At 32.0% G+C, this 12,639-nt stretch carries 9 protein-coding genes; 1 reads left to right on the top strand and 8 read right to left on the bottom strand.

The window, feature by feature from the left end; genetic code table 11:
* Positions 1 to 318: 318 nt before the first annotated feature.
* Together AC3ITQ_RS16155 and AC3ITQ_RS16150 are read right to left on the bottom strand one after the other, a co-directional pair.
* Positions 319 to 1,698: a sensor histidine kinase gene (locus tag AC3ITQ_RS16155; protein ID WP_489235186.1), complete on the bottom strand. Its 1,380-nt coding sequence runs from the start codon at positions 1,696 to 1,698 to the stop codon at positions 319 to 321.
* Positions 1,699 to 2,364, bottom strand: a complete 666-nt coding sequence (locus tag AC3ITQ_RS16150) for a response regulator transcription factor (RefSeq protein WP_489235185.1) — start codon at positions 2,362 to 2,364, stop codon at positions 1,699 to 1,701. It lies immediately after the preceding gene.
* 209 nt (positions 2,365 to 2,573) lie between these two features.
* Here AC3ITQ_RS16150 and AC3ITQ_RS16145 point away from each other — a divergent pair, with 209 nt between their 5' ends.
* A complete protein-coding gene (locus AC3ITQ_RS16145; RefSeq protein ID WP_489235184.1) occupies positions 2,574 to 4,664 on the top strand; it encodes an LTA synthase family protein in 2,091 nt (696 codons plus the stop codon).
* 194 nt (positions 4,665 to 4,858) lie between these two features.
* Here the strand turns inward: AC3ITQ_RS16145 and AC3ITQ_RS16140 are convergent, their stop codons facing one another.
* From AC3ITQ_RS16140 to AC3ITQ_RS16115, 6 genes are all read right to left on the bottom strand, one after another.
* Entirely contained in the window at positions 4,859 to 5,857 is a 999-nt protein-coding gene (locus AC3ITQ_RS16140; protein WP_489235183.1) for a zinc dependent phospholipase C family protein, read from the bottom strand.
* Positions 5,858 to 6,008: 151 nt separating this feature from the next.
* Entirely contained in the window at positions 6,009 to 6,986 is a 978-nt protein-coding gene (locus AC3ITQ_RS16135; protein ID WP_489235182.1) for a YeiH family protein, read from the bottom strand.
* 74 nt (positions 6,987 to 7,060) lie between these two features.
* Complete coding sequence (locus AC3ITQ_RS16130) at positions 7,061 to 7,960, bottom strand: LysR family transcriptional regulator (RefSeq protein WP_489235181.1); 900 nt, start codon at positions 7,958 to 7,960, stop codon at positions 7,061 to 7,063.
* A gap of 100 nt (positions 7,961 to 8,060) precedes the next feature.
* Entirely contained in the window at positions 8,061 to 10,088 is a 2,028-nt protein-coding gene (locus AC3ITQ_RS16125; protein ID WP_489235180.1) for a hypothetical protein, read from the bottom strand.
* A 107-nt stretch (positions 10,089 to 10,195) separates the two neighbouring features.
* Complete coding sequence (gene fabG / locus AC3ITQ_RS16120; protein WP_089479132.1) at positions 10,196 to 10,942, bottom strand: 3-oxoacyl-[acyl-carrier-protein] reductase; 747 nt, start codon at positions 10,940 to 10,942, stop codon at positions 10,196 to 10,198.
* Between the two features lie 342 nt (positions 10,943 to 11,284).
* Complete coding sequence (locus AC3ITQ_RS16115) at positions 11,285 to 12,631, bottom strand: DUF4302 domain-containing protein (RefSeq protein WP_489235179.1); 1,347 nt, start codon at positions 12,629 to 12,631, stop codon at positions 11,285 to 11,287.
* Positions 12,632 to 12,639 lie beyond the last annotated feature (8 nt).

The raw sequence follows: 12,639 nt of genomic DNA, 5'->3' as shown, positions 1-12,639 counted from the left end.
TTGCTGATTAATAGTTTGAGTACAAAGAATTGGAATTAAAAAACCCGCTTGATGTACTCAAACGGGTTTTAAAATATGATGATTTACATGCATACCATTAACACATCGCCTGAGAGCAATAATGAAAATGATGATGATGTAATTGATTTGAAATCATTGTTTGGTTTGTTTTATAATTCTTTGATTCGGTTGCAAATATACTAGTTAATTTCATAAAAAAACAATTTTTAATTTAACTTAACGATAGTTTATTGTTAAAAAATATTTCAGACAGCGTTTTTATTACGTTTTTTTAATTCACTATAACGTTTTCATGTCTTAGTTAAAACCCAAAACTACAGTGGTTCCTACTTCTATTTCACTCTCAATTTTAAATTGAATATCCAGTAATTCCGTTGTTCTTTTTACAATGGATAAACCTAATCCAGTTCCTTTAATTTCAGGGTGATCAGTAGAATTAGATCTGAAAAATGGATTTAAGATTGCTTCTAAATCTCCTTTTGCAATTCCGATTCCTTTATCTGATATTTTACAGATTGTTTTTCCGTTTTCTTTCGAAAGTAAAATCAAAACTTCGCCATTATTTTTACTGTACTTAATTGCATTCGAAATAATATTCCTCAGAATGGTTATCACTAAAAAATTATCAGATTGAATATAAAAAGCCTGTTCAGCGTCAAATTTTACATCAAGATTCTTAGTGTTTATTTTTCCGGAATTTAATGTCAGAACATCCAAAATAATGGAGTTCAAGTAAACAGATTCGGTATTTATGTTTTGCTTTTGATTCTCGAAACGTGCCATCAAAAGAAGCTGATCAACAAGCATATTTAAATGATCCACTTCATTTATACAATAATTTATCTTTTCTTCATACTCACTGTTATCTCTAGGTTTACGAATTAAAACCTCAAGTGTTCCTTTAATCACTGTTAAAGGCGTTCTTAACTCATGCGAGGCATCAGAAGTAAACTGCTTTTCACGTTCAATAGCGTCTTCAATTCGGTTTAACAAATTATTAATGGTCGTTGAAAGTATATACAACTCGTCTTGTGTTTTGGGCAAAGGAATTCGTGTTTTCAGATTGTCCTTTGTAATAATTTTTGAAGTATTTATGATTGCATTTATTGGTTTTATACTTCTTCCGGCAAAGAATCGGGCAATAAAAAACAGTACCAATAAGATTGCCAAAAAAGAGAGGCACATTATATCAAACAAGTTGCTTAAAACCATAGTAGAATCTGCAAGAGACATTGCTACAATAATATACCCAATTTGTTTCTTTTTTACATGAAGCGGAACCTGAATCTGTCTTATTGTATGATCCCCCATCTTAGTGTCAAACAATTCATAATCTCCTACAGAGTCATTAAATTCAAGTGTTTGTGTTTTTAGATTAGGTGCTTTTTCAATAATATTTTTACTCAAGTCCAAAAACTCCACAAAAACCGGATTTACATCTACAGTATTATGTTCCCGCTCATTCCATTCTTCTTCATCAATTAAAACAACTTTATCACCGACAACCTTAATTTCTGCTAAATGGTTCTTAATTTCAGTTTTTAAATTTTCATCAATATGACTATAAGCCGTGTGTTTTACAATAGAATAAATCAACGAAAAAACCACTAAAATCAACAAACCAGTTGTGATTATATAGTTTAAGGCAATTCTGTTTTTAAAGGAAATTTGTACCATCTATAAGTCGTTTGCGATATAACCTATACCACGGATTGTTTTTATATAATCTTCTTCAATTTTTAAATTGAGTTTTTTTCTAATAGCGTTCATAAATACATCAATAACTCCGGTATCATATTCAAAATTGATTTCCCAAACGTCTTTTAGTATTTGATTTCGGGTACAGACCTTTCCTTTATGTTGAATTAAATAAGTTAATAATTCGAATTCTCTTTGCGTCAAAGCCACTTCTTCCTCATTTTTCAAGACAATATGCTTTGACAAATCGATTTTAATGGCTCCTAAAGTGAGCGTTTCGGTTCCTTTTCTGTTTCTAAAGTGAACTTTGATTCGCTCTACCAATTCTTCAAAACTAAATGGCTTTTTGATATAATCATTAGCCCCGGCTTTCAAACCTTCAATGGTTTCCTGAACCGTATCTTTTGCAGTCAGAAAAATAATTGGCGTCTTCTGGTCTTTAACCCTAATGGCTTTACATAAATCTAAACCATTGATTTTAGGCAGCATCCAATCCAATAAAATTAAATCAAATTGTTGATTATGAACCAATTCAAAACCTTTCGATCCATCACTGGCAGTAGTGACTTCATATCCTTCTTCCTGCAGCCCTTGTTGTAAAAACTGAACAATTCCTATCTCATCTTCTACTATTAAAATATGCATTTGTTCTTTTTTATTAAAATTATATTCTTCATCTTTAGTTTAATCAATCAAAGGTAAAAATTTAAAATTTTGGAAATGACTAAAAACCATATCAATACCACAAAAACTTATTTATCTTAAGCGAATATTAAGTCAACTCTAACAAAGGTAAAAGCCGACCTTAATCCCGAATTAATGAACCGGAATTAATTTTGTAAAAAAATAATTTCATGACTTTTTACAAGAAACTTTCTCCTTTATACAATCTTGCAGTGTTCTATTTTATTATAAGTTTTTTATTGCGAATTGTTCTCTTTTTTCATCCCATTACACAAAGCTCTTTTACCATTTTTCAGAGTCTGAAAATTTTTAGTTTAGGACTTATTTCAGATTTTTTCGTGTTTGTTCCGGCTAGTGTTTTTTTGTGGCTGTATTTAATTTTTATTTCAAATTCAAAATACAATAAGCCTTCCGGTTATATTATTCTGGGGCTTTTTGTTGCCTTATTTTTATACGTAGCATCTGGAAAAAGTATTTTTGACGAATATGGAGGTGCTTTGCCAGGCATTGTTTTAATTTTTATCGGAATGAAGACGGCTCTTTTTGCTCTTTTTCTTTTTCTCCCAAAATGGAGAGATAAAATCAGATTTTGGTTGTTTGCTTTTGTTATCTTTTTATATGTCCTTCTAATTTTACAAAATGGCCTAAGCGAATATTTCTTTTGGAATGAATTTGGGGTGAAGTATAATTTTATTGCCGTAAATTATTTGATCTATACTAATGAAGTTATAGGAAACATAATACAGTCATACCCTGTAATTCCAATCTTTTCCGCTTTATTTTTGGTAACCGGAACTGTAACTTATTTTATTCTTAAAAAATCCAGAAATTACATTGATACTATTCCAACGATAAGAGATAAAGGAAAAATTACACTAATTTATCTTAGCTTATTCACTGTTTCTTTAATTGCCATTCCTACGTTGGCCAAAGTAGAAAATTCTAAAAATGTTTTTGTTAATGAATTGCAAGCTAATGGTATTTATAAATTCTATTTAGCTTTTCAAAATAACAAATTAGATTATTTTAAATTCTATAAAACGCTTCCAAACGAAGAAGCATATACACTTTTAAAACATCAGTTTCCTAACATTTCAAAAGAAAACAAAAACAGATCAATATCTGGCAATTCACTTGAGAACCATAAAAATGTTGTTTTAATTACGATAGAAAGTCTCAGTGCTGAATTTATGAGGTCTTATGGAAATGAGCAAAATATCACGCCTTTTTTAGACAGTTTATCCAAAAAGAGCCTTCAGTTTACCAATTTGTACGCAGCAGGAAATCGAACTGTTCGTGGTTTAGAAGCTGTGACTTTATGCCTGCCTCCCACCGCTGGAGAGAGTGTGATAAAAAGAGAGGATAACAAAAACAAATTCTCCACTGGAGCACTCTTTAAACAAAGGGGATACAATGTGAAATTCATGTACGGTGGAGATGCATTTTTTGATAATATGCAGGATTTTTATTCGGGGAACGGTTATCAGATTGTAGACAAATCAAGGTTTTCTCCTGATGAAATCACATTTTCAAATGTTTGGGGAGTTTGTGATGAAGACATGTACAACAAAGCAATAAAAGTCATGAATATTGAAGCAGGCAAAAACAAACCTTTCTTTAATCATATTATGACGGTGAGCAACCACAGACCATTTACATACCCAAATAATAAAATTGACATTCCCGGTGACATAAAATCACGAGATGGTGGTGTAAAATACACCGATTACGCCTTGAGGAAATTCTTTGAAATGGCTAGCAAACAATCATGGTTCAAAAACACGGTATTTGTAATTGTTGCTGACCACTGTGCTTCTAGTGCAGGTAAGACACAGCTTCCGTTAGACAAATACAGAATCCCGGCCTTTATCTATGATCCAGCTGGAAAACCGGAAAAATGCAATAAATTAATGTCTCAAATAGATTTGATGCCAACTCTTTTTGGATTATTACATTTTAATTATCAAAGTAAGTTTTTTGGTCAGGATGTTTTAAAACCCGATTATAAACCAAGGGCTTTCATTGCCACATATCAGGATTTAGGCTTGATAAGAGATAATATTTTGACGATTTTATCACCAAAACAAACCATTAAACAATTTGAATTAAAATTGAATCCAAAACTGGGTATTGCTCCGGAATACCAAATTCATTATGATGAAATTCCGCTGCAAAAAGAAAGAACTGATCTGATCAATGAAACTATTTCTTTTTATCAGACCGCTTCAGATATGCTGAAGAAGAAGAAATATCAGAAGTAGTTTTTTTGTTTCATGTTTCAAGTTCAGGTTTCAGGCTTCAGGTTTAACCGCAAAGCTCTCAAAGGTTTAACGCAAAATTCGCTACGATTGACAAAAGAAAGCCTCAAATTCTTATTGAATTTGAGGCTTTCTTTTGAGTTAATGTTCCTCATTTCAACTTGAAACCTGAAACAAAAAAACTTGAAACAAAATTTTTAATCATTTTGATTCTGCATTCCAAAAAGGTCTCCCTTTTGATACAATTCAAGATCATCTTTTAAAGCTTGATTATTTCGCTGTGTAACTGCAGATGAATCTAAATCGCTTAAGTCTGGCTTTCCTGCATTTACCCACGCAGTGTACCAAAAACTAGCTGTCGCAGTAATGGCTTTTCTCATTTGGCTTTCAACCATTCCATTCAACTCTTTGTGGAGTTTTTTAGCATAATCTTCTGAGAAAACAGCGGTATTATACTTAGTCTTCAAAACTTTTCCATCAGCATCCATCTTGAAAACCTGATTTTCAGGAGTTGCAGTTCTTAGTTTTTTATCTATGTCTAATAAAGGTTGCGCTAAACTATGTGTATCATTAATCATATCCCAGACTGCTTTATGAACATCTCCATAATATTGCGCCTGTGGAACATTTAATTTGTAATTTTTAGAAAACAATTCAGGTAATCTGCTTTCCCAAAGTGAATGAATTCCTTTTTGATCACTCAATTGTCCGTCATGATTTGCAGAAGTATGCAGTGGCATATGAGCATCACCAATATAATGTCCTAAATCAGCAGCAAGAAATAAAATCTCTGCTCTGTTTTTATCTTTAAAAGCCTTCGTTAATTTTGCCATCATATCTTCAATGTACCAAGGTAAAATTCCGTTGTCGTTCAAAAATTTAGCATTGTATTTTTTCTTTGCTTCTTCCATCGTTTTTGGCAAACTGTCGGCAGAACCAAAGTTTTCCATATCAAAATAATGTCTTGGGTTTTCGTCTTTATAATTCAGTGCATATTTACGAATGTCCGGAACAGAAGCTTCCTGTGTAATAAAGTCAATATGATTGTAAAAAAATATTTGTACTGGGCGAGGCAAAGCCATTACTGCTGCTTTATTAATACGCTCGTGACCAACGATTCCCCATGATAAGGTCAAAAATCCAATTCCTAACGCAAGAAAAGCAATTAGTCCTGGTTTCATTTTAATGTTTTTCATTTTTTAAATTTGTTTGAGGGGGCAAATTTATCTCATTTAAAGGAAATTCAAAAGGAAAGCAGCTAAGAATGTATTAATTTAATTTTTTTTAGGTTTTTGAACATATAATTGCAATAAAATCATTTTTTTAATTATTTATTATTTAGTTGAATTAACTAAAATACAAAATTGCCACCAAGCTTAAAGTTGCAATAAATATCCAAAGAAAAACTCCTTGCAGCAAAGGCTTTACTCCTACTGATTTTAAAGTATTTACATTTAAAGTTGCTCCAATTAAAAACAAAGTTATAGTTAAACCGACCTTCGCGATACTCACAATATGCGGAGCAACAATAGTCGTTGCTGGCACGTATGTATTAAAAAGCATCGCTAAAATAAACAAACCAATAAAATACGGAATCTTGATTTTTGTTCCGACACTTCCAGATTGATTTTTAAAAAGTACTGCTGTTCCAAGCGAAATGGGAATAATCCATAAAGCCCTGGCTAATTTTACTGTTGTTGCAACCTGTAATGCTTCTGCACCGTATTTATTTGCTGCACCAACCACAGAACTTGTGTCGTGAATAGCAATAGCACACCACAAACCAAAATCTTTTTGAGACAAATCGAGTTGATGGCCGATAAACGGAAAAACAAATAAGGCGATAGAATTCAGAATAAAAATAACACCCAAAGCAATTGAAGTCTGATTTTCATTTGATTTAATTATCGGAGAAATTGCTGCAATGGCACTTCCACCACAAATTGCTGTTCCGCAGGATATTAAATGCGATGTTTTTTTATCTGTTTTAAGCCATTTCCCTAAAAGGATTCCGAAAATCAATGTGCTAAAAATAGAAAAAATAGTTAATAAAAACCCCTCTTTTCCAGCTGAAATTGCCGATGAAGCATTCATTCCAAAACCTAACCCCACAACTGAGAATTGTAGTAAAAAAGTTACGGCAATCTGATTGAATGAAACAAATGGATTTCCAAAAACATTTACAGCCAAAACCCCTAAAAGCAAAGCAATTGGCGGAGAAATAATGGAAAACAAACACAAGCCTATTACCAAGGCAAAAACTGTCTGCTGGAAATAATGACTAACTGCGAATAAATGAGTTTGGGATTGTTGTTTCGTTTCCAAAATAAGCTACTTGATAATTATTGTACAAAGGTCTGCTATATAAATTGAAAACACCAATCGTAAAATACAATTGGCTATAACTTTAAATTATAATAAGCTGATAAATTTTGAATAAAAAGTTCTGATAATGAATCAGATTTTCCGACTAAAGTGATGATGTAAAAGTATCTTTCAATACACAAATTTTCAACATCCAGAACAATCAATTCATTATTTTTAAGTTCATTACTTACTGCATGTATTGACATAAAAGCAAAACAATCTGAGTTTAGTAAATATGATTTTATACTTTCAGTACTTCCTAATTGCATTTCGACTTGTAAATCAGTCGTCATTTTTACACCAATTTGTTTTAAAGCATATTCTATAACTTCAAGTGTTCCTGAACCACGTTCTCTGGTTATAAAGCGAACTGATTTTAAATCATCTACAGCAATTTCACTTTCCTGTATCAACGGATTTCCACTTCTACAGACTAAAACTAATTCATCTTTTAAAAATGGGATATATTTTATTGACTGATTTTTAGACTGCCCCTCAACAATTCCAATTTCGATTTCTTTATTGATTAAAGCATTTTCGATTTGTTCTGTATTTCCATTTAGCAGATTAACCTTGATATCTTGCTGCTTCTGATGGAATCGTGCCAAAACGGGAGAAATAATATATTGCGAAATGGTAGTACTTGACCCTAATCGCAGCAAACCTTGGCGTTCGTTGATAAATGAACTCATCTCAAAATCAATTTCACGATAGATTTCGAATATGTTTTTGGTGTGTTTTAAAAGAATTTCTCCTGCCGGAGTTAAAGCGATTTTTGAGCCATTTCGTTCAAAAAGTTTGGTTTTATAGTTTTCTTCGAGTTCCTGGATATGTTTTGAAACTGCCGGCTGCGAGATATACAATTCACTAGCCGCTTTAGTAAAATTAAGGCGGAGTGCAACGGTGTGGAATACTTTTAGCCTGAAATCCATTGTATTTGTTCTTTTTGTTTGCTTCGCCAATTCGACTAAAGCCTCGTGTCATGTTTAAAGTTTCAGGTTAAGCACAAAGTACAAAACCTTTGAACCTCTTTTAAAGCAACCCATTATACTTTCTAACAAACCATTCTGTAGTCAATAAAACAGCAATTAAAATTAATAACCAAACCCAATCAATTAACGGTGTTTTGGTAGAAATATTTTTCTCTATCGATTTATATTCTTTGTTTTCTAAAAGCGCATTGATTAAATCATCTGTTTGATTCTCGAAAAAGGCTTTTCCATTGGTCTGTAATGCCAATTGTTTCAATTTTAAAACATCAGGATTTACAAATTGTTTTTCGATATCAAAATCCAAAATTTCAAAATGACTTGAATAGGATGTATTTGAGTTTAGCTCTTTTACAGAAAAATTATATTTTCCGGCTGTTAAACCGTCCAGATTTACAGAGAACGAATTATTTCCTTTTAATAAATCGTAATTTTTACTTTGTTTTGTTTCAGCATTTGTAACTGTAATAGTAAGTCTCGCCTTTTCATCAAACTCGTAGTTTTTATTAAAATATTGTGCATTGATTACAATTGCTTCTCCTGAATTATAAAAACTTTCATGCGTTACAACCAATGATTTTTTTGAATTCGTTGAAGCCAAATATTGAATAATCTTATCAATAAAAACATCATATTTTTCAAATGACTGATTGTCGATATGACTTTGTAAACGCCATTTCCAGCTGTTTTCTCCTAATAAAAAGGCCGTTCTCTTTCTTTGATTTTCGGCGAAAGCCAATAAAGGCGCATTTGTAGCAACGTTTCTAATTTTTGAAGAAAGCAAAACAGAGACATTTCCATTTGTTGAAATTGTTCCGAATAAATTCTGTAACGGTGGGAAATTTTCAAAACCAAAATCTTCAATGGCAAACAAATTAAACTGAGACTGAAATTCGGATAAATAATCTTCTTTTTGTCCGCTCATTTTAAAAATAAAATTGTTTTGCTGTTGGTTAAGAAAATTAAAATCAGTGTTGTTTCCTGTGATAATAAAAGTGTTTCTTCCGGCTAATTTATTATTGTCGAATATTGCTTTGAAAGCTGCTGTTGGCTGGTATAAAACCAAAACAGAAACATCTTGTAATTGATTAATATCATTTGGCTTAACTAAAATCACTTTACGTTGTGCATTAACTTCGATTGAACGTTTTAGCGACGCTATATCTGGATGATTTATCGCCGAAACGATGGCAATAGTCGATTTCTGATCAATTACTTCAACCGCAAAATTCTTGATATTATTATAACTGTTTTTCTCTTTTGCGTTAGATGAAATACTTGCTTTAAATATTTGTAATCCCACTTTATCCGCAGGTAATAATAAATTTATTGTAGCTGTTTTTTTAGAAGGAGAAAAAGAAATTTTCTCTTTTGCAACAACTGAATTTCCTTGCGAAATGGTAAAATCTGCTGTTATAGCTTTATCTCCGGCATATTGCAAAAATACTTCAACAGGAAATTTATTTTTATGAAAGGCGTACTTATTTACGTTAAGCTGATTGATTTTTAAATCAAAAAAAGTAGTTGTATCTCCCACAACCAAAGGATAAACTTTATTTACAGGATCAAAACGATATACATAATCGTTTCCTGTAGTTTGATTTCCGTCGGTTATAACAACGGTTGGGAAAATCAGATTTTTATTGATGCTTTTTAAATTCTTTGCAACTTCGTCAAGATTGGTTTGCTTTCCTTTGAAATCAAATTTGTCAAAGGGTTTAAAATCAGCATCAAACTGATAAGACTGAATATCAAATTTCTCCTGAAGTGCAGGATTTGATATTAATTTTTGATATAACTCGGCAACTGTTTTGTCTGATTTTAAGGCAACAATAGAACTTGAATTATCAACTGCAATTGCCAGAGGCGTTTTTGTTATTTCAAGAGAATTTTTAGAAACGATTGGATTTATCAATAAAACCAACAATCCAAAAATGGCCAAAAAACGTAAAAAAGCCAAAAACACAATCACATTGGATTTGTTTTTGGCTTTAAAATAATATTGAAAATACGACAAACCACCCGCTATTACTAATGAAAGCAATAATAATAGAATCGTATTTGTAGTCATATTTATTTAGTGTTCAGTGTTCGGTTTTTTTAGTATTCAGTTTTTTTTTAGTGATCAGAATTTAAAATCAGCAAACTGAATACTAAAAACTGAACACTGACTACTTCCTAAGTAAGCATTCCTCCACAAACATTAAGTACTTGTCCAGTAATATAAGCACTCATATCTGAAGCTAAGAAAAGACATGCGTTTGCAACATCTTCAGTAGTTCCTCCTCGTTTCAACGGAATTCCGTCTCTCCATCCTTTTACTACATCTTCAGGTAATTTTGCAGTCATCTCCGTTTCAATAAATCCAGGAGCAATTGCATTACAACGAATATTACGAGAACCTAACTCTAAAGCAACTGATTTTGTAAAACCAATTGCGCCCGCTTTAGATGCAGCATAATTCGTTTGACCAGCATTTCCGGAAACACCAACTACTGAACTAATATTAATGATAGAACCTGCACGTTGTTTTAAAAAAGTCTTTTGAATCGCTTTGGTCATATTAAATACTGACTTTAAGTTTACATCAATAACCTGATCAAAATCAGCTTCTGACATACGCATCAATAAATTATCTTTTGTAATTCCGGCGTTATTAATTAAAATATCAACTGTTCCGAAATCAGCCAAAACTGCATCAACAAAAGTTTGTGCTTCATTAAAATCGGCCGCATTCGATTGGTATCCTTTTGCTTTAACTCCTAAAGCGTTCAATTCAGCTTCTAAAGCCTCTGCAGAAGCAACAGATGAGCTATAAGTAAAAGCAACATTTGCTCCATGTTTAGCAAAAACTTCCGCAATTCCTCTTCCAATTCCACGACTAGCGCCCGTAATAATGGCAACTTTTCCTTCTAGTAATTTCATATTCAAAATTAATTTTAATATTTATTTGTAGCTATTCCTGCTATGAATGACTCGTCAAATATATGATAATTCCCTTTTTAAAAAAATAACAATTGCAATAACCTTTCAACATTACAAAATATAAATACTTTAATAGCGTATTCAAAATCAAAAAAACAACTCAAAATTGAGCTTCTTTTTCTTCAAAATAAAACTAAAATCTTAAAAAAAAAAACAATATTAATTAGTGTACTATATTTTTTAATTATGTCTATTTAAGTTTAAAAATAATTACTAAAAAAAAAAACAGCTCAAAAAAATGAGCTGCTCTTCCTCCAAAATTAAAATCAAAACTAAAAATTCTTAATTAAGCTTCCATGTCGTCATTCTAAATGGACTTGACGCACTAGTGAAGGTATAAACCGGTTCAGAATAAACTAATCTGAAGCTTTCTTTTTTCACATAAATTCCCTCCGGATCCATCAAATATTTATCAAAGCTTGCAAGAATTGCCGGCGTTGTTACAGTTGTATTTCCATTCCAGGATTGATGCTTAAGTATCATTTTTTTACCTGCTTCATCTTCTTCAACAGTAACAAAATGCTGTAAAGGCCCTCTTCCTACGAAACTGTAATAAATAAAGGTTCCAATCCTGCTATTGCTATAGATTTCAACAGTTGAAATACTTTGCCCCTCCGGTAAGGCTGCATTAATCTTTTCTATTTCTGCATAAAACAATGCCGAGTTAGTTGATGCCTCTACAGTATAATCATCGATAAAGAATCCAAACCATCCAAATGGTTGTCCGGGAAGTAATAATTTATAATCATCAGTTAACGCTAATGGCCTGTCTGTATATTTTATAACGGCACTTACACCATTTGTTCCAGTTGCCGTAAAGCTTCCATCAGCATCATTATAAGTAAAATTGCTTAATTTTTGTCCTCCCACTTCAACAGCAGGACTTATCACAATTCCTATTGGAGTATATCCAACTCCCATATTATAATTTACAGAATAGCCACTTTCTATAGAATTTGATTCAGCAAAACGAGTCGCCGCCGTAAATGAGAAATCAAATTTATGCGTAGTTGTACCATCATTAGTTTCCAGCAGTCTAAAAAGCGGCCTGTCTGCACCTCCTATAACATTCTGTTCCATTACAAGATTCTTTGGAAGATCTTTCCAATCTTCGGCTGTTGCTTTTACAAAACGCAATTCACGATTATTTCTATTGGTTCTAAAAACAATATCTCCGTTTTCCTGTCCATAATACAAAAACTGAAAATCTCCTAAATATCCTTCTGCTTCTAAAGAAGGAATTGGATAACTATTGGAGTCCGACAAAAGATGAATTCTGTTTTTAGTGGTAAAAACGACACTAACAGTACTACCTAACTGAATTTCGTATTCACTTTTATACGTCTTAGTATCACTATCAAAATCGGAAGCCATTTGCACAGTTCCATCTTTGGCAAACTTAAATAAATGCGTATATCCTCCTAAAACCGTGTTATCTGTAAAATAAACTGCTTTCCATCCAAATTCTGAAGAAAGCAATAACTCATTTAATTCTCCTTTTTGAGCATTTAGACGCTCGGTCGGCGTTTGATCAAACTTTTGTTCAGCATCTGTATTATCATTACAGCTGCTCAAATGCAGAACTAAAAGTGCTGCAAATAAGTACTTATATAGGTGTTTTATTTTCATAATAGTTC

The sequence above is a fragment of the Flavobacterium sp. KH_001 genome, assembly GCF_057840745.1.
This window is presented reverse-complemented; position numbering and strand designations above follow the sequence as displayed.

Bases quoted from the DNA above. Each gene is read 5' to 3' on its own strand.
- AC3ITQ_RS16125 (WP_489235180.1), bottom strand. From the start codon at position 10,088: ATGACTACAAATACGATTCTATTATTATTGCTTTCATTAGTAATAGCG.
- AC3ITQ_RS16115 (WP_489235179.1), bottom strand. From the start codon at position 12,631: ATGAAAATAAAACACCTATATAAGTACTTATTTGCAGCACTTTTAGTT.
- AC3ITQ_RS16145 (WP_489235184.1), top strand. From the start codon at position 2,574: ATGACTTTTTACAAGAAACTTTCTCCTTTATACAATCTTGCAGTGTTC.
- AC3ITQ_RS16140 (WP_489235183.1), bottom strand. From the start codon at position 5,857: ATGAAAAACATTAAAATGAAACCAGGACTAATTGCTTTTCTTGCGTTA.
- AC3ITQ_RS16150 (WP_489235185.1), bottom strand. From the start codon at position 2,364: ATGCATATTTTAATAGTAGAAGATGAGATAGGAATTGTTCAGTTTTTA.
- fabG (WP_089479132.1), bottom strand. From the start codon at position 10,942: ATGAAATTACTAGAAGGAAAAGTTGCCATTATTACGGGCGCTAGTCGT.
- AC3ITQ_RS16155 (WP_489235186.1), bottom strand. From the start codon at position 1,698: ATGGTACAAATTTCCTTTAAAAACAGAATTGCCTTAAACTATATAATC.
- AC3ITQ_RS16130 (WP_489235181.1), bottom strand. From the start codon at position 7,960: ATGGATTTCAGGCTAAAAGTATTCCACACCGTTGCACTCCGCCTTAAT.